The sequence below is a fragment of the Methanomassiliicoccus sp. genome (assembly GCA_012719175.1).
GTDB lineage: Archaea > Thermoplasmatota > Thermoplasmata > Methanomassiliicoccales > Methanomassiliicoccaceae > UBA6.
The window spans coordinates 120,648-142,673 of the sequence record JAAYAX010000005.1; the positions used below are offsets into that span (position 1 = coordinate 120,648).

General features: G+C 57.8%; 23 protein-coding genes, 1 tRNA gene and 1 pseudogene. 16 read left to right on the top strand and 9 right to left on the bottom strand.

Annotation, left to right across the window (positions count from 1 at the left end):
- Positions 1–4: 4 nt before the first annotated feature.
- The gene (locus GXX95_04160; GenBank protein ID NLT37337.1) at positions 5–946 is read right to left on the bottom strand and encodes a glycosyltransferase family 4 protein; all 942 of its coding nucleotides are present in this window, start codon (positions 944–946) and stop codon (positions 5–7) included.
- A 170-nt stretch (positions 947–1,116) separates the two neighbouring features.
- Here GXX95_04160 and GXX95_04165 point away from each other — a divergent pair, with 170 nt between their 5' ends.
- Both GXX95_04165 and GXX95_04170 read left to right on the top strand, forming a co-directional pair.
- Entirely contained in the window at positions 1,117–2,304 is a 1,188-nt protein-coding gene (locus tag GXX95_04165; GenBank protein NLT37338.1) for a DUF362 domain-containing protein, read from the top strand.
- 88 nt (positions 2,305–2,392) lie between these two features.
- The gene (locus tag GXX95_04170) at positions 2,393–2,788 is read left to right on the top strand and encodes an ACT domain-containing protein (protein NLT37339.1); all 396 of its coding nucleotides are present in this window, start codon (positions 2,393–2,395) and stop codon (positions 2,786–2,788) included.
- A 19-nt stretch (positions 2,789–2,807) separates the two neighbouring features.
- Here GXX95_04170 and GXX95_04175 read toward each other — a convergent pair whose 3' ends face one another.
- Complete coding sequence (locus GXX95_04175) at positions 2,808–3,218, bottom strand: pyridoxamine 5'-phosphate oxidase family protein (protein ID NLT37340.1); 411 nt, start codon at positions 3,216–3,218, stop codon at positions 2,808–2,810.
- 189 nt (positions 3,219–3,407) lie between these two features.
- On the opposite strand from GXX95_04175, the gene GXX95_04180 reads away from it, so the two are divergent.
- Entirely contained in the window at positions 3,408–4,841 is a 1,434-nt protein-coding gene (locus tag GXX95_04180; protein NLT37341.1) for an FAD-binding protein, read from the top strand.
- On the opposite strand, the gene GXX95_04185 is transcribed toward GXX95_04180, so the two are convergent.
- Complete coding sequence (locus GXX95_04185; GenBank protein ID NLT37342.1) at positions 4,842–5,498, bottom strand: site-2 protease family protein; 657 nt, start codon at positions 5,496–5,498, stop codon at positions 4,842–4,844.
- A gap of 300 nt (positions 5,499–5,798) precedes the next feature.
- Between GXX95_04185 and GXX95_04190 the strand changes: the two genes are divergently transcribed.
- From GXX95_04190 to GXX95_04205, 4 genes are read left to right on the top strand one after another with little or no spacing between them, the layout of a single operon-like run.
- Entirely contained in the window at positions 5,799–6,872 is a 1,074-nt protein-coding gene (locus GXX95_04190; GenBank protein ID NLT37343.1) for a sodium:calcium antiporter, read from the top strand.
- A 49-nt stretch (positions 6,873–6,921) separates the two neighbouring features.
- The gene (locus GXX95_04195) at positions 6,922–8,805 is read left to right on the top strand and encodes a phosphoadenosine phosphosulfate reductase family protein (protein NLT37344.1); all 1,884 of its coding nucleotides are present in this window, start codon (positions 6,922–6,924) and stop codon (positions 8,803–8,805) included.
- A gap of 39 nt (positions 8,806–8,844) precedes the next feature.
- Positions 8,845–9,561, top strand: a complete 717-nt coding sequence (locus GXX95_04200) for a hypothetical protein (GenBank protein NLT37345.1) — start codon at positions 8,845–8,847, stop codon at positions 9,559–9,561.
- 36 nt (positions 9,562–9,597) lie between these two features.
- The gene (locus GXX95_04205) at positions 9,598–10,737 is read left to right on the top strand and encodes a transglutaminase domain-containing protein (GenBank protein NLT37346.1); all 1,140 of its coding nucleotides are present in this window, start codon (positions 9,598–9,600) and stop codon (positions 10,735–10,737) included.
- Here GXX95_04205 and GXX95_04210 read toward each other — a convergent pair.
- The 4 genes from GXX95_04210 to GXX95_04225 all read right to left on the bottom strand — a co-directional run bounded on the left by GXX95_04210 (position 10,709) and on the right by GXX95_04225 (position 13,202).
- Positions 10,709–11,140: a hypothetical protein gene (locus tag GXX95_04210; protein NLT37347.1), complete on the bottom strand. Its 432-nt coding sequence runs from the start codon at positions 11,138–11,140 to the stop codon at positions 10,709–10,711. The genes GXX95_04205 and GXX95_04210 overlap by 29 nt on opposite strands.
- Positions 11,141–11,611 (bottom strand): pyruvoyl-dependent arginine decarboxylase, encoded by a 471-nt coding sequence (locus tag GXX95_04215; protein ID NLT37348.1) that lies wholly within the window; start codon positions 11,609–11,611, stop codon positions 11,141–11,143.
- A 107-nt stretch (positions 11,612–11,718) separates the two neighbouring features.
- Complete coding sequence (locus GXX95_04220; protein ID NLT37349.1) at positions 11,719–12,693, bottom strand: DUF835 domain-containing protein; 975 nt, start codon at positions 12,691–12,693, stop codon at positions 11,719–11,721.
- On the bottom strand, positions 12,690–13,202 hold the full coding sequence (locus tag GXX95_04225) for a GTP-binding protein (protein ID NLT37350.1): 513 nt from the start codon (positions 13,200–13,202) through the stop codon (positions 12,690–12,692). Before GXX95_04225 ends, GXX95_04220 begins: the two co-directional genes overlap by 4 nt.
- A gap of 167 nt (positions 13,203–13,369) precedes the next feature.
- On the opposite strand from GXX95_04225, the gene GXX95_04230 reads away from it, so the two are divergent.
- Positions 13,370–14,644: an insulinase family protein gene (locus tag GXX95_04230; protein ID NLT37351.1), complete on the top strand. Its 1,275-nt coding sequence runs from the start codon at positions 13,370–13,372 to the stop codon at positions 14,642–14,644.
- A gap of 7 nt (positions 14,645–14,651) precedes the next feature.
- Here GXX95_04230 and GXX95_04235 read toward each other — a convergent pair whose 3' ends face one another.
- Complete coding sequence (locus GXX95_04235; protein NLT37352.1) at positions 14,652–15,116, bottom strand: hydrogenase maturation protease; 465 nt, start codon at positions 15,114–15,116, stop codon at positions 14,652–14,654.
- 308 nt (positions 15,117–15,424) lie between these two features.
- On the opposite strand from GXX95_04235, the gene GXX95_04240 reads away from it, so the two are divergent.
- The 8 genes and pseudogenes from GXX95_04240 (at position 15,425) to GXX95_04275 (ending at position 21,360) form a co-directional block, all read left to right on the top strand.
- Positions 15,425–16,249 (top strand): LysR family transcriptional regulator, encoded by an 825-nt coding sequence (locus tag GXX95_04240; GenBank protein ID NLT37353.1) that lies wholly within the window; start codon positions 15,425–15,427, stop codon positions 16,247–16,249.
- A gap of 150 nt (positions 16,250–16,399) precedes the next feature.
- Positions 16,400–16,840: a CoB--CoM heterodisulfide reductase subunit C gene (hdrC, locus tag GXX95_04245; GenBank protein ID NLT37354.1), complete on the top strand. Its 441-nt coding sequence runs from the start codon at positions 16,400–16,402 to the stop codon at positions 16,838–16,840.
- 1 nt (position 16,841) lies between these two features.
- A complete protein-coding gene (hdrB, locus tag GXX95_04250) occupies positions 16,842–17,693 on the top strand; it encodes a CoB--CoM heterodisulfide reductase subunit B (protein NLT37355.1) in 852 nt (283 codons plus the stop codon).
- Positions 17,694–18,413: 720 nt separating this feature from the next.
- Positions 18,414–18,656: pseudogene (locus tag GXX95_04255) on the top strand (hypothetical protein).
- Between the two features lie 203 nt (positions 18,657–18,859).
- A complete protein-coding gene (locus tag GXX95_04260; GenBank protein ID NLT37356.1) occupies positions 18,860–19,633 on the top strand; it encodes a 30S ribosomal protein S3ae in 774 nt (257 codons plus the stop codon).
- A gap of 11 nt (positions 19,634–19,644) precedes the next feature.
- Positions 19,645–19,748 (top strand) — tRNA-Met (locus GXX95_04265).
- Between the two features lie 108 nt (positions 19,749–19,856).
- Entirely contained in the window at positions 19,857–21,044 is a 1,188-nt protein-coding gene (locus GXX95_04270; GenBank protein NLT37357.1) for an ArsA family ATPase, read from the top strand.
- Positions 21,022–21,360, top strand: coding sequence for a hypothetical protein (locus GXX95_04275; protein NLT37358.1), 339 nt, complete (start codon positions 21,022–21,024; stop codon positions 21,358–21,360). Before GXX95_04270 ends, GXX95_04275 begins: the two co-directional genes overlap by 23 nt.
- Here the strand turns inward: GXX95_04275 and GXX95_04280 are convergent, their stop codons facing one another.
- Entirely contained in the window at positions 21,361–21,990 is a 630-nt protein-coding gene (locus tag GXX95_04280) for a CBS domain-containing protein (protein NLT37359.1), read from the bottom strand.
- Positions 21,991–22,026 lie beyond the last annotated feature (36 nt).

The following is a 22,026-nucleotide window of genomic DNA, read 5'->3' on the forward strand; positions in this document are numbered from 1 at the left end:
TTGCTCATTTACTCAGCAGTGACCGGTATACGGGCATGATCCGTTGTACGATCACATCAGCACTGTGCTCCCTGCGGACATATTCTCTGCCAGCCAATCCTAGTTCCTTTACCGACTCCAGGTTCCTCACCGCCTCTCGGACCGCGCTCTTCAAGGCCTTTGCATCAGGATCGATGGTTATTACTGGACAGCCGGGATAGTACTTCCTATACTCCTCATCGAACGTGGAGATAGCGACCTTGCCCATGGCCATGGCCTCAAAGGAGGCCAACCCGATGATGCTGGGGATGCCCACCTTGGAGACGTCGATGACCTGATCGATAAGGATGTGGGATCCCGCCAGCTCCTCCATGGCGCGCTGGTGATCTACGTTCTGAAGGACGATGTGGTCAAAGTCCAGACCTTCCTCGGTCAGTTCCTGCAACGCTTTCTCGATGAGGTCCGTGCCCTTTGCCCTTCGGTTGGTGGCCATATGGATGACACGAGGTCTTTTCTCCATGTCGAAGCTGTAGGGGTGTTCCCCTACGGGATTGGGGACGTACTCCCCATCAGGTACCCATCTGAAGAGATCAGGTCGGGAGATATATTTGTGGTCGGCGAGGGATCCATAATGCATCCCATAACCGTCCCTGGCCTCGCTGCCATGATAGTGCACCACCAAGGGTTTGCGAAGCCCTAGTTTCAGTGCTAAGGCGTCCCATCGCTTCCAATGCAAGCCACCATGGACATGGATGATATCGAATCCCTGAGCGAATTTGATTAGTTCCAGACCATTGAAAAGATCCTTACCCAGACTTGCGTGCGTGTAGTAGAACTCCCTGTCATGGGGTTCCTGGATGGCATTGGCCCATGTCTCTGCGACCAGGGCCTCATGCCCCATCCGCTTCTGAGCCTGAGCCAGCTGAAATGCCACGCCGGCCTGGTTCTCGATATGCAGTATCCTCATCCGGACCTACATGGAGTAACCACTTGGTAAAAATGTGTGCCTCATCCTTGAGGAAATGGAATTGACCAGTACAAAGGCGGTCAAGCAAATGTTATGAAATGTCCTGATCGTTCTGCTGGCAAACTAAGGTCCAAATCATCATTAGTGTCAAACGTTTTCATGGGTTCGATATGTCCCAGGAAAACGATCATGTTTCACTGGTTCGATGCGAGAACTACGACCCTGATCAGGTCATGGACGCTGTGCGGAAGGCGATAGGCCTGCTGGGAGGCCTGGACCGTTTCGTGTCCCCTGGGCAGAGGGTCCTGGTGAAGCCCAACCTTTTGCAGGGTGTCCCACCGGAGAAGTGCGTGACCACTCACCCGGAGGTGGTCTTCGCCGTCGCCAAACTGCTGAAGGACCACGGTTGTCAGGTGACGATAGCCGATAGCGCTGGAGGAGAAACACCATTCACCACGGCCCGGCTTCAGAAGCTGTACGAGGTAACGGGCATGGCCAAGTCCGCGGAGAGGGCGGGTGTCACACTGGGAACGGAGGCCAGGTACATGGAAGTACCCTCTCCCCAGGGGAAGGTGGTGAAGAGGTTCCAGGTGATCGCCCCCGCCGCCGAGGCCGATGTCATCGTGGTGGTCTCCAAGGCCAAGACCCATGTGCTCACCACCATGACGGGTGCCATCAAGTGCATCTTCGGTGTCCTGCCCGGGATGGAGAAGCCCAGCCTCCACGGCCGGATGCCGGAGGTGGACAGTTTCAGCGACATGCTCCTGGACCTCAACGAGGCGGTGAGACCCCATTTGCAGATCATGGATGCGGTCATGGGGATGGAGGGAGAGGGACCATCAGGAGGCGACCCCCGTCACATCGGCGCTATCCTGGCCAGCGGTAACTGCGTTAGCCTGGACATCGTGGCCGCCACCATCATGTCCTTCCGCCCCGAGGAGATACCGGCCATCGCCAGGGCAGTGGCCAGGGGGATGGTGGACAGCGACCTGCAGGTTAAGGTGCTGGGCGAGGACCCGGGAAGCTTGACGGTTGCTGACTTCAAACACCCACCTCGGACGAAGAGCGCTCTTGGCAACAAGCTCGCCAGGGGCAGAGTGGTGACCCGTCTCCTACGTGCCTATGCCCTCAGGCCCGCGATCGACAGGGAACGCTGCATAGGTTGCGGCATCTGCGCCCGGAGCTGTCCCCAGAAGGTCATCCGCATTGTCAGGGGGAAGGCCAGGATCAAGTATGGCAAATGCATCCGTTGCTACTGCTGCCATGAGATGTGCCAGGAGAAGGCGATAGGTTTGGAACGGAGTCGTGGTGGAAGGCTCATCGCCCGGATTATGGAGGACCGTAAGGCCCGCACCTAAATGTGGCCCGGAGCCAAAAAGCGGCTGGAGCTCAGGGGCAGAGGATTATAAGTCCGAAATGTCGTTTTGGTGGCGAGCAGGTCATATCATGAGGTTCGAGGAGTTCAAGAAAGACACTGAGATAAAGGCCACCGTACGCAGGAAGGAGTATTCCATAGCCAAGGTTTCTGAGGTCCCGCCGCTGAGCGAGAAGGTGTTCGCCGTGGTCACTGACGGTGCGGAGATAACTCTGGTCGCGGAGCTGGACCATGGGTTTGAGGTGCTCGAGGAGGAGAGGCCTTTCAAGATCATCTCTTTCGACACCAAGCTGCCCTTTGATCTGATCGGGTTCTTAGCCTACATCACCAAGCTGCTCGCCGACGAGAACATTAGCCTGTTCGCCATCTCCTCGTTCTCCACGGACCACATCCTTATGAAGGAAGCCTATCTGGATAGGGCCATGGAGGTCCTGAAGGATGCCCAGGTGAAGATCGAGGAAAAATAAAAAAGGTATAGGAAGACCCTCAGATCATCCTCTGGCCAGCATCATATGACGGACTCTCGTTCCACACCTCTTCGACCTTAAGCAGCCACAAGCCCTTGAGGTCGAACTTCATGCTCTTGAAGACACCTGCCATCTTATCGAATATTGGTCCCGAGGTCAGGTGGTCCGCGACCGACGCCTTTACCTCGTAGGACTTGAAGCCCTTGGACACCAGCATCGCCACCTTGGTGTTCTGGTCCTTGGCCAGGACGAGGTTCTCACCCGTCTTTTTCATGAAGATCTCCCCGACGAACAAGGTCTCCTTGTCAATAGCGCCAGCCCCACCGACGTTGATGAGGTGCACATCTCCGTTCGCCGCTCTCGTTCCCAGTACTTTCGCAGAGCTCTGATCGTTGATCAGGCCGAAAACATCCTCCGGTAATGCCACCATTCGATCACCTATGAACTAAAAGGGACCCGGATGAGTTAATCCTTCGGTTCCACAGCTCGGGAATACACCATCCCTTTTAGGCAGGTTCGAGAACGGAGTCCATCGAGCCAATGAAGAAATTCGTAACTTGCTCTCAAATTCCCGATAGACTTTTTATAATCCCTGCATAATCCTTTGATGAGTGAGAAAATGGAGCAGGACGTGGTTGAGCAGATAGGGACGATCGTAGGCGAGAGCAACTATTCCACCAGGATTGCTGATCTGTATACTTATGGGTTCGACGCATCTATCCATCACGTCACCCCGGAGATCGTGGTGCAGCCTCGGAGCACGGAGCAGGTATCCAAGCTCATGAAGCTCGCCAACTCCCTGAAGATCCCTGTGGTGCCCCGTGGGGCCGGTACCGGCCTGTGCGGTGGAGCCGTACCTCTGCAGGGAGGAATGGTGATCGATCTCACCCGGATGAACAAGATCAAGGAGATCAGGGTGGAGGACCTCTACTGCGTATGCGAGGCAGGGGTGGTCTATGACCACCTGCAAAAGGCGCTGGGACCATACAAGTTCACCTTCCCTCCTACCCCCGGTAGCGCCGAGGCGTGCACCATCGGTGGCATGGTATCCACCAACGCCTCGGGCATGAGGGCCATCAAGTACGGGGGGACCAGGGACTACGTCCTGGGGCTGGAGGTCGTCCTGCCCTCGGGAGAGATCATGCAGCTGGGTACGAGGACGCTGAAGAACGCCTCCGGCTATCAGCTGGACCGCCTATTCGTAGGGGCCGAGGGAACTCTGGGGATCATCACCCAAGTGACCCTGAAGATCGTTCCCAAGCCCAAGAAGATGGCCATGATCATCGCCGGCTTCGACACCCTGGAGAAGGCCGGGAAGTGCGTATCCGCGCTCATCGCCAAGCCCCTGCTCCCGTCGGCAGTGGAGCTCATGGACTCCACATGCATCCGTGCCGTTAACAAGGCCATCAATGCCGGGCTGCCTGACGTGGCCGCGCTATGCATGATCGAGGTCGACGGCGACCCCAAGGTGGTGGCCGAGGAACTGGTGGAGGTCGTAAAGGTCGCGGATTCCATTGGCGCCGTGGGCCTGCAGCAGTCGGACGACCCCGCGCAGATGGCCAAGTGGACCAACTCCCGGAAGAGCGTCATGGCCGCTCTGTCACGTTATGGCGAGGGCCTGGTCTCGGTGTCCCTGGCCGATGATATGGGCGTCCCCATCTCCAAGATACCCGATGCGGTGGTGGAGTTCGCCAAGATCGCCGACAGGTACGGCGTCATCATCGGCACCTACGGGCACGCTGCGGACGGCAACCTGCACACGAAGATGCTGCTCAACCCCGAGTCCCCGGAGTCATGGCGGGCTGGGGAGAAGGCGGTGCGCGATATCTTCGACACCTGCCTGCGGCTGGGCGGAACGGTTACAGGGGAGCATGGAGTGGGCATTTCCAAGGCACCCTATTTCCAGAAGGAGAGGGCCTCGGCCATCATCGCTATGAAGGCCATAAAGACGGCGCTCGACCCTAACAACATCATGAACCCCGGGAAGATGCAGGACTGGGACGGGTACATCATCCAGCACCTGCGTTACCCCTGCGCCGATCAGAACCAGTGATCACGCCAGGACGTTGAGGTACACCATGGCCGCGAGGGCCGCCGATGCACCAAAGGTCACGATGTACACCGGAAGGTTCCACTTCATGACCTTGTAACCGTCCAGAGGCGGTATGGGTAGCGGGTTGAAAGCAGCCAGCATCAGGTTCACGGTCCCGATCAGGTAGAGTGCCAATGCAAGTAGGCCTGCGTTGAGCCACAACCCCAGGCCCATGAAGGACAATCCCAGAGCCAGGTTGGTGAGGGGGCCGGCGATGCTGATGAGGCCGTTCTGCTTGCGGCTGATCATGCCCTGGATGTACACCGCGCCGGGAGCGGCGAACAGGAAACCCATGAACGCGAACAGGACCGCCATGAGAAGGCCCATAGGGTAGGCGCGGAACTCCGCCCACGCCCCGCTCCTCTGAGCGACGATCTTGTGAGCGAGCTCGTGCAGCATGAAGCCGGTGAGAACTGCGACAAAGGATACGCCCACCGTATACAGCAGAGACTCCACCGTCGTCAGTCCGCTGATGCTAGAGATCAACCCAGTATATAGGACGAGGGTGAAGACCAATGTGAGCGCGGAAACGGCGATGAGGATGTTCTTCATCTCCACCTTGCCAAAGCTCACCTTGCCATAGCCGGCAGGTATGTTGATGGTATTTGGACTGTACATATCTGCTTAAAGCGAGAGTTGCAGCACTATAAGAGGGTTGACCCTTCCGGCCCGGGGAACGATATCCGGGACCATGCGCCCGAAGCAGCTCTCTTTCAAGCGTCCACCGATGTTCGGTAGTGCGGTCTTTGGTGCGATGAAATGGGCTACGAGGCCTGTTGCCCCCCTCCCCCCCTTCCATCCGTTCCGGGGCTGGAATCGGCCAGGTCGAAGGTCAGCGGTTCGCGGCTTTTTATTGCAATGAACGCTACTGGGCATGGAAAAATAATTAGGGGAGCACCTTATCCCAAGCCCGATAACATGGACCCGCTCCTGTTCCTCCTCAGTTTCGTCATAATCTTGGCCTCATGTGAGCTGTTCACGAACGGCGTGGAGTGGGTCGGAAGGAGGTTCAACCTCTCCGAAGGATGTGTCGGAAGCGTGCTGGCCGCCATCGGGACAGCGCTTCCGGAGACCATCATACCTCTGATCGCCATCCTCTTCGTGGCCGGGGATGCCGGGACCGAACTGGGCACCGGTGCTATCCTGGGCGCTCCCTTCATGCTCTCCACCCTGGCCTTGTTCGTGTGCGGGCTTTCGGTGCTGGTGTTCAAGAAGAGACGGGGAACGAACACATTGCACATCAACGGTCACCTCATACGCCGCGACCTCAAGTTCTTTCTGCTGGCATATGGTCTGGCCGCGCTGGCGGCGTTCCTGCCCTCGGACATGAGGTTCGTCAAGATGGGACTCGGGATCGGGTTGTTCTGCCTGTATGGCGTCTATATCTGGTATACCGTGCGCACGGGCTCGGTGTGCGAGGAGGAGCTTAAGGCGTTGTACCTGCACAAGCTGGGGCGCCGTCTACGCCCCGAGTCCAAGCGATCCTCCGATGGCAGCTTGGAGGGTGAGGGGACCGAGGTGTACAGGCCAAGCACCGCGCTCATCATCCTTCAGGTCTTCATCTCCCTCGGCGGAATAATTCTGGGTGCCAATGTCTTCGTGGAGCAGATCGAGGCCCTGTCCACCGAGATCGCTGTGCCTGTGATAATCATGGCGCTCCTCATCACCCCCCTCGCCACCGAGCTCCCGGAGAAGTTCAACAGCGTGCTGTGGATCAGGGAGCGCAAGGACACCTACGCCATAGGGAACATAACCGGGGCGATGGTGTTCCAGTCCTGCATCCCCGTCACCATCGGCTTGCTGCTTACGCCCTGGATCATAGATATCAGCAACCCCGTGGAGGCATTGGAGGCGATGGCCTTGGGCATCGCCTTGTTGTCGGGGGTCATTCTCTACTGGCGCTCGTCAGAGACCGAGCTCAGCATGGCCAGCCTCATGATGGGAGGGCTTTTCTACGTCGCCTTCTTCATCATGGTGCTGTTTAACGTGTGAGATCCGCGTAGGGGCAAATAGCTTGAAATATTAGGCGCAATTTAATCGGGTGGCCCATTTCGAGCACGGAAAGGTAGGCTTCCACTGGTGCGACACCTGCGGAACCCTGATACTGGGAGCTAAGTGCGATGTCTGCTCCTCGCCGGGTAGGCGATTCGAGGTGTCCAAACCGGGGGACCTGAGACCGTGCATGGGCAAGAGCCTGGACGTGCTAATATCCCTTTTCAAGAAGTACTTCGGTCACGCTGATTTTCTTCGGAACCGCACGGTGTTCCTCAACAAGGTGGCAGGGGAGGACCGGACCGATGAGATCGTCTTCCAAGGCCTGGTCATCGGCGTTCTCCGCTACGATCTGAAGGCCAGTGATTTCCGGCTCGACCTGAGGCTGGAGGGAGCGCTCCTCCTCCGGTCCCTGGCCACCAAGGGAGTGGTGACAGTGGGGCACGACACCGGGCACCTCAAGGGGAAGAGCCTCCCCGGCAGGGCCATAACTGGCGTGCAGGGGGATTTCCAGGAGGGAGACCCCCTCATCGTTGTGGCCGGGAACCTGACATGCAGCGCCGTGGCCAAGGTGCCGAGCGATCGCGTCCGTGAGGCCGAAAAGGCGGTGGGGGTGCGGGACGTGGGAAAGGGCACCATCGAGGTGGCCAAGAAGCGCTCCTCGTGGACCGGCTTCGTCAACGCCAACGAGACCTACCTGCGGGCGCTGGAGAGCAGGGGAGTGTCCGACATACGGTCGTTCATAGGCAACAACAAGCTTCCGGTGACGCTTTCCTTCAGCGGCGGCAAGGACTCCCTGGCCTGCTACGGTCTGGCCGTGAAGGCCGCTCCCGAAGCTACCCTCATATTCGTGAACACCGGCCTGGAGTTCCCGGAGACGGTGCGCTTTGTGGAGGACTTCGCCCGCAAGAACCGCAAGCGACTACTGGTCGCCGATGCCGGCAACGCCTTCTGGGAACAGGTCGGCTCCTTCGGTCCGCCGGCCAAGGACTTCCGCTGGTGCTGCAAGGTGTGCAAGCTCGCCCCCCTGACCGACCTCATAGAGAAGAACTTCCCCCGGGGGACAGTGACCATCGAGGGCAACAGGGCCTTCGAGTCCTTCGCCCGTTCCACCATATCCTTCGTGGAGAGGAACCCCTTTGTCCCCAACCAGGTGATCCTCAACCCCATCCGGGACTGGCGCGCGGTGGATGTGTGGGGCTACATCTGGTGGAGGAACCTGGACTACAACCCTCTATACGAGAGGGACTTCGAGCGCATCGGTTGTTATCTCTGCCCTTCCTGCCTGGAGAGCGAATGGAGAAGCACCGCGGAGATCCACCCCGACCTGCACGCCCGATGGGACTCCCACCTCAAGGCATGGTCGCGGAAGAACGGCAGCGGTGACGAGTACGTCAAGTTAGGCTTCTGGCGGTGGAAAGTTTACCCACGGAAGATGCGCCAGCTGGCCGAGGAGGTGGACCTAAGGCTCCCGGAGGTGCGCTCGGACCGCCTGGAGCTTAAATGGGTGAAGGGGGTATCACCCTGCCTCACCGGAGGGTACTCTGCGGAAGGGGTGCTCTCACTACCACGCAAGCGTGATTTCTCGCGGGTGGTGGAGGCCCTCAAGACCGTCGGCCAGGTGAAGTACTCCAAGGAGTTCGAGATCGCCCTGGTCAAGACCAAGGACTCGACGCTGAAGGTGTTCGGTGGGGGTCAGATGGTGGCCACCGGACCAACGCCGGAGAAGGCTCACGCCATATTCGAGGCCGGGGCCAAGGCGCTGCTGCGCGCGCAGCTGTGCACCGAGTGCGGGATCTGCCTTCGCAACTGCAGGACCAAGGCCATCCGCCTGGATGACGGCATCGTGATTGATGAGGAGAGGTGCACGCGGTGCGGCAAGTGCACCGAGGCCTGTGTGGTGGCCCACTACTATGACAAGCTCGTCACCTAGACATAGGTTGAAATAGGCACACCTTCTCCACGAAAGCGGATGGACATCACCTCGCTCGTGGCCGCCGCAATAGGCTTCACCCCGCCGATCATCCTGATGCTGTGGACCCTGCAGAAGTACACCTATCCGCGGGTGGACAAGCCCTATTTCAGCGACCCCAAGCTCTTCGGGATGTTCGCCGTGGGCATAGTGATAGGGGTCGCCCTGTACGTCGTGTCGCTCGTCCTGCCGCTCGAGTATGTCATAGTAGGCTTCCTTCTGGAGGAGGCCGTGAAGCTGATGATCATGAACATGCCTCGGTTCCAGAGGAGGGCGGACACACCGTTCTACGCCTTCGGTCTGAGCGCGGGGATGGCCTCGGCGCTGGCATTCGGTATCGTGAACCGGGCCCTCACCGGAGTGGGCCTGGACGTCTTGGCCATATCGATCACCATCATCTACTCCTCGATGCTGGCCCTGTTGCACATCTCTACCGGGACGACCATAGGCATGGGCGTGGCCCGGGGTACCCCGTGGCCATTCTTCGGTCAGGCAGTGGTGGTACACCTGGCGGTGACCTTGATGTTGTTGCCCTCGTCCGACATTACATTATCAGAGGGGAACCTCTTGGGGATAACCCTGTTCCTGATCGCGTTGATTTTCACCGCCATATACTACTATTTCGTTCATGAGAGGCTCCTCCCTCAGTATGTCAAGGAGGCTCTCGAGAGGACCGGTGAGAAAAAATCTAAAAAAGCGAGAAAGGTAGCCAAGTAGAAAGGTTAAAATCATATACTCATCCTCATTAAAATCGTGTCCCAGGGCAGGAAGAGAGGTCAGGCGGCGAAGGTTGCCGCGGTGGTCGCCGTTCTCGTGATCGTAGCCTTTTTATTGTTCACCCCCACGGTCCAGTCGTTCCTCCGCGACCTCGTGGCCTCGCCTTTCAACCCCCGGTACCCGGAGAGCTCCACCTTCACTCTCCAGCGCTCGTTGACAGTCGATGCCAACGGCGGAGATATCCTGGGCTACAATTTCGACATCAGCGAGCCAGAGACAATCGTGCAGAACGGTTTCACCCTTCAGAACGTGACCGATATCCAATATGTACCTGCGGTCACCTCGGATGAGGTACGTTATGGTCAACGTTGGGTGGAGTGGAACGGTACGGCCTTCGGAGGGAACCAGGAGAGGACGTGCGTGGTCACCTATGAGGTGATGGTGAAGAGCAAGATATGGGACATCGGAAAGGATGGATCTCGAAACATCAGCTACATCCCCTCATACCTCCGGAGCCAGTACATTCACAACCAGTGGTCTAACGGCTACGGGGAATACAAGATAAACATCACCTCGCCCCTGATACGGTCCACGGCCGAGCAGGTAGTGGGCAACGAGACCAACGGTTACCAGGTGCTGAAGAGCATTTACGATTGGATGACGGAGAACATCCGCTACCCCACCACGTCCACCGGAGGTGAGCCGCAGAGCGCTGTGCAGACCCTGCTGTCCAAGGTTGGCGACTGCGACGACCAGTCGATCCTCTTTTGTTCCCTCGCCCGGTCCGCCGGCGTTCCTGCCTGGCTGCAGATGGGCGCCCTATATGTGGAGGCGGAGAGCAGCTGGGGCGGGCACGGCTGGGTGCAGGCCTACGTTCCCCTGGCATCGGGAGGAGGGGAGAACGTCACCATAGATGTGGTGAACAAGGATTTCATGGTGTTCAAGTCCAACCGCTTCATCGACTTCACCGATGACGGCAACGGCACTCACCTCAGCGATTACTACTATACGTTCTCCACGACCTACGATCCCACCTCCTATGATGATGGAAAAGTGCCGATGTACTCGGACGAGTACGCGAGCCTCGGTTACATGGAATCGGTCAAGACGATAAGCCGGGGGAACACCTACACCATAGGACCGGAACTCACGCTGGCCTGTATCTTCCGGCAGTAGCCTCGTAGATGACGCCATCCTCCAGCAGGTTGGTGAGAACGCGGTCCAGCTCCTCCTCGTCCACGTCACCTAGGGCCACGCGCAGGTCATCTCGCGAGAACTCTTTGACCTTCTCTGTCAGCTTCACGGCCAGCATCCTCAGCGTCGGCTCCTCCCCCCGTGAGGGATCCCTTACCGATGAGCAAGGAACAACAGGCACGGCGAGCCTTTCGATGTCGTAGACCAAGCGCTCTCCCACCTGCCGCACCGCCTCGGCCAGTTCCTTACTGGAATCAGTGCGATAGTAGACCTTGGCCTTCCTCACGTTGACCTTACCCCCGCAGCGGGGGCAGGTCACGCGGGCCATGTCCAGGTCGGCTCCCAGCACGAGGGTGCAGTGGGGGCAGACGATAACACCGAACATTTAGTATTCGATGAACACCAAGGCAGCGACGCAGGCGCCGTAGTTGTCCATAGGTACGGACAGCTCCTCGATGCGGTACTCGATGGTCTCCATCTCTATCCCGCGCAGCTTGGCCATCTCGTCCATCTTCCACTCCATGATCTCACGGAGGGCCTTCTTGGACCCATGAATGTGTCCCTCGGCCACGTAGCCGCCCTTTCCGTCCTTTCTGAAGCCATAGGCGATACCGGCCGATATCATCTCGCCCTCTCCGCCCCTCATCTGGGCAAGGACACAGTGAGTGACGGCCCCCATGGGCAGCTCCCTGATCCCGACCTGCTCAGCCCCTACGGGAAGGACCGAGGATACGGACACTATGTTTAGCTCACCGATACCGGCCTCGAGAAGGGCCTTGTCGAAAGCGTTAAGGTCAGAGACCTTGCTGACAGCACAGCCAGAACTGATGAAGAACTTCTTCGGGACGAGATACATTAAGCGAAGTAAGAAGGATTTCGAATTTAAGCGTTTCCCCGGCTGTTTTATGGCCTTCCATATTCCCTAGTGGACAGCATCATTTAAGGCCTCTGCTACCCCGTTCCTCACTCCTCTTGCTCCGTGACCTCTTGATCTCTCCCATCATGACACTGGTGCCGGATATCCTGGAACTCCCTCTCCAAGAGCTTCACTTCACGAGGTGCGAGGGCTCCAGGGCTCATGGGCAGGAGGAAGATGGAATTGTGCACCGCGGCCGCCTCGGTCAAGAGCTGCACGAACTTCAGTATCTTGACGAAATTGGTCTGGGACACAAGATACTCCAGTCCGCTTATGAGGAAGATGGCTTCATCGTTCTCCTCCAGGAAGGCCTTGATCTCGCTATAGATAAGAGGGATGTTGGTAGGCTCCCTGGAGATGGTCAGGTCCCTCTCGTAGGAAAGCCAGATAAGCTGGCCCCCCTCCAGGTTGAAGGCCTTGCGCAGCCTGTCAGGATACTCCCGGGTGATGCACATTCCCGGGGTGCCATGGGCCAGGTAGTCCTCCATGATCTGGAAGGATTCACGGGAGTCGTCAGACTCGATGAGATAGGAACAACCTGGCTCGAGATGATACTTCCTCTCCGAAGTGACGAGGGCCGAGCGGCTAGCGTGCAGAGGCATGTCCGATGGCAGCAAGCGGTGAACGCATCGTTCGGCGCCCTGGGACATGCACATAACCTCTGTGGCCTGGTACCGTCTCCCCAGCAGCCCGGAAGCGATGCCTTCCAGGTACCCTCGGGTGAAATCGCACCTCCTCTTTGAGGTGGCCTCCACCGATCCCTTGAACGAGACCACGATCTCCTCTTCGGACGCTCTCTCCACTGCCGTGCTGGACAGGCCAGCCTCGGACCACAGCTGGGAGAACACCTCGGCGAAGTCCTCCAGCTTGGTGGCGGTGATGTCCAAGGATGACACCAGGCTCATTCCCGCCCTGAAACCGGTGCGCTCCAGCGTTTCCCCGGCCCAGTCTCCAGCCAACAGCTCCAGCTCCTCGCGTAATGATATCAGCGCGGAGGCCGGCAGAACGAAGAAAGGGTTCATTTGGATACCTCGATTATCTCTGAGCCCAGGGTCTCGAACGCTTCCTGCACGCCCTCCCCGCTCTTGGCACTAGTGTACATGGGGCTCTTCCCCAAAGCAGAGCATACCTGGGCCAAGGCATCTTTGCTGAGAGCGCTCCCCAGGTCCGCCTTGTTTATGATGGCGATAAGAGGGATACTTCCAGTGACCTCCATCAGGTCCTGTTTCCACATGGGAAGGTGCAGCAACGTCTCCTCCCGGGCATTGTCGCAGACCAGCAGCACGCCGTTGGCCCCCCTGTAATATGCTGCATGCAGCGTCTTCTGGGACTTCTGCCCGAGCACATCCCATATCATCAGTGTGAGCTCACAATCGTCGTACTCTATGACCTTCTTGGAGACCCTGGTGCCTATGCTCCTGATGTATTCGTCGCTGTAGCTGTTAAGAACGTAACGGCTGATCAAGCTGGTCTTACCGACCCCACCATCACCCAGCAGACATATCTTTCGGATGATCTTCTTCTTCTCCATGAAAGGCCTTTAAATATCTAGCGGTTCGTTATATATACATTGGCGGTCAGGTATCAAAAAGGATAGCGTGGGTGTTCTCGCCAGTGTGATGCGGCCTTCTTCGTGATGATATGCTCTCTAGAGAGGAGCGGGCAAAGTAATATCACCCGGTAGTTCTTTGAATCGACGTGAAGAACGAGATACTTATCGAGAGGACCCCCGGCGGCATTCCGGTGGTCATGGAGAGACTACCCAGTTCTCATAGCGCTTCATTCTCGGTGTACTTCGGGCATGGGTCCCGCGACGAGACCAAGGAACAGGCGGGTATCGCCCACATGCTCGAGCACATGTTATTCAAGGGGACAGTTAACCGCACCGCAAAGCAGATGGCGGAGGAGATAGAGTCCGCGGGCGGCGAGACCAACGGTTACACCACCAAGGAGGTCACCACTTATCAGTCCTTCTCCTTGGATGAGACGGTGGGCATAGCCCAGGACATCCTTGCGGACATGGTGCTGAACCCCAAGCTGGACAAGGACTGCCTGGTCACCGAGAAGAATGTGGTGACCCAGGAGATACGTATGCTGGAAAACGATCCTGAGGAGAACATTCACGTCCAGTTCCTGGAAACGTTGTGGGGGGAGCACCCCATGGGCCGCTCCGAGGCCGGCTCCGCGGAGACGGTGGCGTCCCTAACGGTCAAGGATGTGCGTTCGTTCTTCGAGGAGAGGTACCGCCCTCCGTATATGGCCGTGGTGGCCACAGGCAACATCGAGCACGCCCAGGTCGTGGACTGGGCTGGCCGCAGCTTCGACTACCTGGAACGCTCCAACGGCAACCGTTCCCGAGACCCCCCCAAGCCCCTGGCGAGGTTCATGGTTTATCCCCGGGACGATGCCCAGGCATACGTGGGTATGGGCTTCCCGGGCCTGAGCACGGTGAGCCCCGACCGCTTCGCCCAGCGACTCCTCACCTCGGTCTTGGGCATGGGCACATCATCTCGCCTGTTCCAGGCGGTCCGGGAGCGCTCGGGCCTGGTCTACGAGATATTCTCATCATCGGCCAGTTATACGGACTGTGGAGCGGTGAGCGTGTTCTACAACACCTCGGTGAAGGACCAGGAAAAGGTGGCCAGGCTGGTGGCCCAGGAGATAAGGAAGCTCAAAACGGAAGGACTGGAAGAAGGTGAGCTCATGAGGGCCAAGCGCCTGGTCAAGGGGATCTACGTCCGCCGCTTAGAGAGCACAGAGACAAGGATGGTCCGGCTGGGCGAGATGTTCATGTCCACAGGGAACGTTCTTTCAGCGGACGAATACCTTAAAATGATGGACCAGGTCACCGAGGAGCAGGTGGTCGCCATGGCCGATCGTCTAATGGACAGGAAGAAACTGTCCATCGCCATGCACGCGCCGGGTAAGGAGAGCGAGAAGGCGGCCAAGAACCTGGAGGACCTGGACTTCTGAACGATCCTCAATCGTTCTTTACCAGTTCCAGGACCGTCTGCACCGTCCTGTCCAATGCTGCCTCCAGCTCGGGCGTCATGACCTCGCTCAAGGTGAAAACGTCGTTCGCCTCCACAGCCACGAACTTGACCTCTTGGGGAAAGCGATCCGGCTGCAGCGTCCTGCCCAGCTCCAGGGTGGTGGCCACATTGGCCTCGTGAGGATTGGTGCCATGGACGGTGTCGCTGAACGCCTCCGGGCCCATGACCATGACCGTCCCAGGGGGCTTCCCGGACTTGATGATGGCATCCACGATGATGACCCTGTCGTAATCCAGCATGATCTCTATGAGGTCAAGGCCGCTCGTGCAAGCCTCCTCGAGGTCCACACCAGGGACGCCCATCTTCTCCAGCTCCTGCAGAACCCTGATGCCGATGGCATCATCGCACATTATGGGACTTCCGATCCCTAGGACAAGCGTTCGGTGGGTCATCTGCACGCCCATTATGCGGCATCTAAAAAGATTTTTCGTTATCCCCGCACGCCTGATGCGAACCCGTCACGTACCGCACATCCGACAAAGCATGCCAGATCATGATCGATGACATCCTGTCCAATGAGAATAGAACAAAGAAAGAGGGTCGTGGGACTTTCATGTCAAGGGTGACAGGTGATCTCCGTCTGAAGAGGATCTCAAGCCTGAGATAATGAAGAGACGACCCATGGTGAGGCACCTGGTATAAAGGCGTTTCAGGGTGTGTCCAACCTGTTTCTTATCCCTGCTCGTACATCCATCCATTCATGTCCGTCCGGGAGGTGAGACTGGAGCCGTCGGTCACGCTGAGGGTGGGTAGTGTCCTGTTGACAGAGAGGCAGCTGCAGGTCATCCAGGCAATCCATGAGGAAGGCAGCCAGAACCGGGCTGCCAGAAGATTGGGGGTGTCCCCACCGGTCCTCCACCGATACCTGGCGCAGATCGAAGCCAAGGTGGGCGCTCGCCTAGTCCAGGCCACCCCCCGGGGCACCAAGCTCAACGAAGAGGGAGAGCGCATCGCCCTGGAGTATCGTGCTCTGACCAGGCGCATGGCCCCCTCCACCAAGTTAGTGGTAGGAGGGACCATCGTCACCGAGGAACTGCTGCTGCGGGCTCTCAGCCGGGCCGACCCACAGGGGGAATGTGGCCTCATAATATCGGACGACAGGTGGAATCTGGAGGACTTTCAGGCGGGATTGATGGATATTATCGTGCTCGACGATCCCTTGTTCCTTTTCGATCTCGAGGGGGTGCATTGGCAGGAGGTGGCCACCGACCGCCTGCTGCACGTGAATAAAGGGCCGCGGTATGCCCGGTTCCTCTATGGTGCGCAGAGGATAGGCTTTCGTCACTTGGAGACACAGGGCATTGAGCACCGCATCGAACGAACCTTCCGTTCCCCGGAGATGCTGATAAGGTCCGATCTGAGCTTCTTCCTTAACGAGTCGCTGGCGCTGAGGAGGGGTATAAAGCTCCGCAGCGACACCGATCCTGGGTTCCTCGCACACCAGATAAATGCCGTCTACAGGAAGGGGACACCCGCGGTACGGAGGATCGTGGCGGAGATCAGGCGCGCTGGAAGAAAGGTATGACCTATTTAGGTAATAGTGGCGCCGTTTTTTGTATATGTTTAAATAATTCAGAAACATGGCCTGTACAAGGTGAACCTATTGTCATCTCCAAAGCAACCAAGCCTCGAGTTCGCTGAGTCCGTGCAGAAGGAGCACGGCGGCGAGACCCTTATGTTGTGCTTCCAGTGCGGTACCTGCAGCGGGAGCTGCCCCTCCGGCAGACTGACCTCCTACAGGACCCGAAAGCTCATCCGCAAGGCCCAGCTCGGCCTGGAGGACGAAGTCCTGCAGTCCCCTGACCTGTGGATGTGTACCACCTGCTACGCATGCATGGAACGCTGCCCCCGCGGCGTCGAGATCGTGGACATCATCACTATCCTGCGCAACAAGGCGGTAAGCAAGGGCATTATGTCCGATGAGCACAAGAAGGTCGGACAGTACCTACTGGCCAACGGAGCGACCATCCCCCTGAACCCCAAGTATGAGGAGATCAGGGAGAGGCTCGGTCTGCCCCGCCGCCCCGTGAACACCCTGGGCGACAAGAAGGCCTTGGAGGACTTCCAAAAGGTCCTGAAGGCCACTGGCTTCGACAAGCTCATCGGAGGTGACTGAGATGGCTAAGAAGTACGCATTGTTCCTCGGTTGCGTCGCACCCGCCAGGTACCCTGGGATTGAATCCTCGACCCGTGAGGTGTGCAAGGAGCTGGGCATTGAGCTTGTGGAGCTTGAGGGTGCCGGCTGCTGCCCCGCCCCCGGTGTCATCAAGTCGTTCGAGCAGGATGCATGGCTGGCCATAGCGGCCAGGAACCTCGCCCTTGCCCAGAAGACGGGCGCAGACATCCTCACAATTTGCAACGGCTGCTTCGGCTCGCTGTTCGATGCCGCCCACATCCTGCACAATGACCCTGAGAAGCTCCGCAGCGTCAACAAGATCCTGCGCGAGGTCGGCCTGGAATACAATGGTGAGACCAAGGTTCATCATTTTGCTGAGATGGTCTACAAGGAGATCGGCCTGGACACCGTCAAGTCCCACATCAAGGCCCCCCTAGAGATGAACGTGGCCGTCCACTACGGCTGCCACTTCCTGAAGCCCAGCAACATCAAGCAGCTTGACGACCCTGAGCGCCCCAAGATCCTCGATGAGCTGGTCGAGGTGACCGGCGCTAAGAGCATCGAATACAAGGACAAGCAGATGTGCTGCGGCGCCGGCGGCGGCGTCAGGTCCGGGAACCCGGCCCTGGCCACCAAGTTCACCGAGGAGAAGTTGAAGAACCTCAAGGCCGCGGGGGCGCAGTACATCATCGATGTGTGTCCTTTCTGTCACCTTCAGTTCGACAGGACCCAGAAGGAGCTGGGGACCTATTCCTTCCCCGTGATCCACCTTTCGCAGTTGTATGGGCTTGCGATGGGGGTCCCCAAGGAAAGGCTGGGCCTGGACATCCAGGAGATACCCGGTAACTTCTAGGGCAGAGAACAGATCTGGGAAACCCCTTCCCTATTACTTTTTATTTTTAATTGTTGAGCTTGATGTATATCCGATGTCGCCATGGCCGTTCACCGTTGTTGTGAACAAGAATAGGAAGGCCGATGGCCTCTCATCACCGCGCCACGCTCCACGGGTGGAGGATGGAGTACGATAGAGGGACCATCCGACGATCGTTCAAAGGTCATGAGGACGAGCGTGTCGAGCCTCGATCGCAGGGCACGCAAAAGGGAGCACATCATTCACAAAATGCCCTCGGATCGGCGTTTAGTCGGACAAGATAAAGGAGATAACCGTTCTAATAACGCGATGCCTTCTGCGGGAGAACAATGCCCTTTGACGGCTTCTCGGAGGGCCGGAACTTCGGAAATTTCTGGCGATTTTCGACTTCCGGAGCCGCGGGCCGCGGCGGACGGAGTTTTTTTGAAAAAAATCGAACTTCGAGGTCATTATTTCTTCATTTTTTATATTTTATTTCATTTTCCTATAATAATCTGGCTAGTAAAAAATTAGCCAGACAAAAATCTCAAAAAATAGAACGTTTTTTTTGATAATGACCAGTAAGTGTGAACGGGCATAAATTCGATAAACATAGAAAAGAACTTTAGTAAGGACTCCAATATCCCCTCTACGATATAAATGCCAACCAAGAAAACCGAAACCAAGACTGCCAAGCCCGCAGCGAAGGGCAAGGTAAGCTCTGCTAGCGCAAAGAAGACCGTCGCCAAGTCTGCTGCGAAGAAGGCCGCGGCTCCCAAGAAGGCCCCCGCTAAGAAGGCGGCCGCACCGAAGAAGGCCGAGACCAAGACCGTAGCGAAGAAGGCCGCGGCTCCCAAGAAGGCCCCCGCTAAGAAGGCGGCCGCACCGAAGAAGGCCGAGGCCGCTGCAAAGAAGCCCGCAGCAAAGGCGACGGAGAAGAAACCGGCTGCAAAGGCAAAGAAGTAAGACCTGACCTCTGTCGGGGGCCCCGAACCAACGATCAGTTCGTAGGTCATGAAGGGTGAACTCAATTTTAGGGCTCGGTCGTGTAGATTGCCTCAAGGCAAATGTTTATATAAAAGTGGTACCTTCGACCCTTATCCCGTTCATACGAGCATGACGGTCCATGACTATCTGTCTGACCGCTGCACGATTCACGGAGGTTTACTATGGCGGTCAAGAAGGCAAAGACGGCGGCTAGAAAGGTCAAGGACAAGTGGAAGGCAAAGGAGTGGTACAAGCTCTACGCTCCCCGGATGTTCAACCAGGTGGAACTTGGAGAGACCCCCAGCTCCGAGCCCTCAGCCCTGATGGGCCGCAACACCGAGGTCACCGTTCACGAGCTCACCGGGGACTTCTCCAAGATGCACATCAAGATCCGCTTCAGAGTTTCCGACATCCGTGGTCTGGAGGCCCATACCAGCTTTGTGGGTCATGATCTAACAAGCGATTACGTCCGCAGGCTCACTCGGAGGAAGAGGACCAAGACCGACCATGTCGTCGATGTACGCACCAAGGATGGCTTCCTGCTCCGGGTCAAGCCCATGAGCATCACCGAGCAGAGGATCCAGGCCGCTCAGGAAACGGCCATCAGGAACATCATGGACAAGACCCTCACCGATCTCGCAGCCACCATGACGGTGTCCGAGCTGGTCAAGGCCATTATTACCGGTGACATGTCCAAGGAGCTCTCCAATGCCGCTAAGGTCATCATCCCCATCAAGAGGATAGAGGTGCGCAAGAGCGAGGTCCTGGAGGTCGGTACCGTCGCAGCCGACGAGCCCAGCATCCAGGAGAGGTTCGGCCAGGAGGCCGCCGCTCAGGCTGCGGCCCAAGCCGAGGCCGTCGCCGAGGAAGCTCCCGCCGAATCGGAAGAGCCCTCAGAGGATGAGGAGACCGAGGAAGAAGAGGTCTCCGAAGAGAGCGAAGAAGAAGAGAACTGATACTGAACAATGCCGGGGTGGCTCAGCCTGGTGGAGCGACGGACTCATAAGGTCCTGACCCTGGGCCAGGGTCCGAGAGATCCGTAGGTCATGGGTTCAAAGCCCATCCCCGGCACTAACTTTCCACATGGGGCCGAGCCCCCGAACCACCTCTTTTCCATCAACTGGCCTTTGGCGTATCTTTCAAGTACATTGATGACGGTAAACTGGTTTCGGTGAACCGTTGAGAATTTTGATATATACGGGGAAGGGCGGTGTGGGCAAGACCTCCGTGGCTGCCGCCACTGCCCTGAAGGCCGCAAGGATGGGTTACAGGACGGTCCTGATGTCGACCGATGCAGCACATTCCGTGTCCGATTCTCTGGAAATGCCCCTCTCGGGACAGATAACCGCCGTGGAGAAGAACCTCGATGCCATCGAGATCGACATGCTCTATGAGCTAGAGACCCGCTGGAAGGAGATACAGAGGTACGTCTCCAGTTTCCTCATGTCCCAGGGCATGGACGGCATCACATCCAAGGAGATGGCCGTCCTCCCGGGTATGGAGCTCATGTCTGCCCTGTTCTACGTCGAGGACTTCTACAAGCGAGATGCCTATGATGTCGTGGTCATGGACACCGCGCCCACAGGCGAGACGCTGCGTCTTCTCAGTTTCCCCGAGATATCTGAATGGTACACCGAGAAACTTTACGGCGTGTTCCGGAACATGATGAAGATCGCCCGCATGACCGTAGGCAAGGTGATGAGCACTCCCCTGCCCTCCGAGGAGCTTCTCGGCGACATCGCTTCCATGGGGGATCGCATGATGGCCGTACAGAAGATACTCCAGGACCCTGAGGTCACCTCGATACGCCTGGTGGTCAACCCTGAGAAGATGGTCATCAATGAGACCAAGCGGGCCTTCACCTACATGTGCCTCTACAACCTTACGGTGGAAGCCCTCATCGTCAACCGGGTCATCCCTTCGGATGCCGGAGATTTCTTCAAGGAGAAGCTGGAGGAACAGGAGCGCTACCTCAAGATAATCCAAGAGTCCTTCGACCCCCTCACCATCCTCAGGGCCTACCAGCTCCCGTCCGAGCTTGTTGGCATCAAATCGCTGGAGAAGCTTGGGGAAATGGTCTTCGGGGACATCGACCCCACCACGCATTTCTCACGGGTGAAGCCCATGGAGATCTACACCAACGATGGCATGGACATTATATCCCTGAACCTGCCATTTACCATGAAGGAGGGCGTGAACCTTTACAAGGTAGGTGACAACCTTCTGGTGGAGGTGGGGCACTACCGTCGCTCCATATCTCTCCCGACCAGCTTTGCCAGGAAGGAGCCGAAGCGGGCGGAGTTCAAGGACGGAAGATTGCTGATAATGTTCGAAGGTGAGGACGATGGAAGAAGAGGGAAACATTGAGGAAGGGGCGGTCGAGGAGGAGTTCGGCCGCGGCCAGCGGTTAAAGGAGGAGGCCGAGCGGATAACCGAGACGATCCTGCCCAAGACCGCCAGGGAGCACCTGGTCCGAGCGGGATCGGAGATGCTGCTGGCCTTCGACAACATGATCCCCCGTGACAAGATACCCGATGACGTCAAGCAGCATCTCATCGCTGCCAAGCGAGAGACCCTGATGATATGGAAGTGCCTCCTGGATGCTCAGCTCAACGTCATAAAGGAGATGGAGAGAGAGCCACAGGAGGAGGAGCCCAGCCTGAAGAAGATCGAGCTGGAGTGATCACTCCGGCCGTTCCTGGACGAGGAGATCGCGGCAGTCCGGGCAGAGCATGGATGCCTTCCCCGACACTCCTCCGTTTCTCCTCAGGTCATAGGAGTAGGCCTCGCACCTCTCGCAGTAGCCTATGAACGCGCCCAGCCCCCTCCGGTCCATCAAGGGGGCGTTGATGTTTTCCCACTCCCTTGTGATCTCGATGAGGGTGGGCGACAAGCGGGTGATGTCGTTCTCTGTGATTATGCCCAGAAGCTCACCGTTATCTACCACGGGCAGGCGACGCAGATGCAGGCGGGCCATCTTCCTTCCCGCATCCGCCACGCTCTCATGGGGGCCGATGGTGACCACGGGCGCGGACATGACCTCTTGAGCCGTGATCACGCCCGGCAGCTTATCTTCGGCCACGATCTTCTCCACCAGGTCCTTCTCGGTGACAATGCCCACCGGCCGTCCCTCCACGGTTATGATGATGGAACCCACCTTCCACAAGCGCATCAAGGAACCAATATCCTTCGCGGTCAGGTCCGGGCAACAGGTTATGGGGACCCTGGTCATGATCTCCTCAACGTAGATGTCTCGTGCCCGCTCCTCTTTCATGTTAAAAATAACGGGGCAGCGGTAGAAATAGTTGGTCAAGGAGACCTTCGTTTTTCCTGATGCAACTCTCAAGGA

Excerpts from the sequence above, each read along its gene's own strand:
- GXX95_04160 (NLT37337.1), bottom strand. The coding sequence starts at position 946 with ATGAGGATACTGCATATCGAGAACCAGGCCGGCGTGGCATTTCAGCTG.
- GXX95_04165 (NLT37338.1), top strand. The coding sequence starts at position 1,117 with ATGTCCCAGGAAAACGATCATGTTTCACTGGTTCGATGCGAGAACTAC.
- GXX95_04170 (NLT37339.1), top strand. The coding sequence starts at position 2,393 with ATGAGGTTCGAGGAGTTCAAGAAAGACACTGAGATAAAGGCCACCGTA.
- GXX95_04175 (NLT37340.1), bottom strand. The coding sequence starts at position 3,218 with ATGGTGGCATTACCGGAGGATGTTTTCGGCCTGATCAACGATCAGAGC.
- GXX95_04180 (NLT37341.1), top strand. The coding sequence starts at position 3,408 with ATGGAGCAGGACGTGGTTGAGCAGATAGGGACGATCGTAGGCGAGAGC.
- GXX95_04185 (NLT37342.1), bottom strand. The coding sequence starts at position 5,498 with ATGTACAGTCCAAATACCATCAACATACCTGCCGGCTATGGCAAGGTG.
- GXX95_04190 (NLT37343.1), top strand. The coding sequence starts at position 5,799 with ATGGACCCGCTCCTGTTCCTCCTCAGTTTCGTCATAATCTTGGCCTCA.
- GXX95_04200 (NLT37345.1), top strand. The coding sequence starts at position 8,845 with ATGGACATCACCTCGCTCGTGGCCGCCGCAATAGGCTTCACCCCGCCG.
- GXX95_04210 (NLT37347.1), bottom strand. The coding sequence starts at position 11,140 with ATGTTCGGTGTTATCGTCTGCCCCCACTGCACCCTCGTGCTGGGAGCC.
- GXX95_04215 (NLT37348.1), bottom strand. The coding sequence starts at position 11,611 with ATGTATCTCGTCCCGAAGAAGTTCTTCATCAGTTCTGGCTGTGCTGTC.
- GXX95_04220 (NLT37349.1), bottom strand. The coding sequence starts at position 12,693 with ATGAACCCTTTCTTCGTTCTGCCGGCCTCCGCGCTGATATCATTACGC.
- GXX95_04225 (NLT37350.1), bottom strand. The coding sequence starts at position 13,202 with ATGGAGAAGAAGAAGATCATCCGAAAGATATGTCTGCTGGGTGATGGT.
- GXX95_04235 (NLT37352.1), bottom strand. The coding sequence starts at position 15,116 with ATGACCCACCGAACGCTTGTCCTAGGGATCGGAAGTCCCATAATGTGC.
- GXX95_04240 (NLT37353.1), top strand. The coding sequence starts at position 15,425 with ATGTCCGTCCGGGAGGTGAGACTGGAGCCGTCGGTCACGCTGAGGGTG.
- hdrC (NLT37354.1), top strand. The coding sequence starts at position 16,400 with ATGTTGTGCTTCCAGTGCGGTACCTGCAGCGGGAGCTGCCCCTCCGGC.
- hdrB (NLT37355.1), top strand. The coding sequence starts at position 16,842 with ATGGCTAAGAAGTACGCATTGTTCCTCGGTTGCGTCGCACCCGCCAGG.
- GXX95_04260 (NLT37356.1), top strand. The coding sequence starts at position 18,860 with ATGGCGGTCAAGAAGGCAAAGACGGCGGCTAGAAAGGTCAAGGACAAG.
- GXX95_04275 (NLT37358.1), top strand. The coding sequence starts at position 21,022 with ATGGAAGAAGAGGGAAACATTGAGGAAGGGGCGGTCGAGGAGGAGTTC.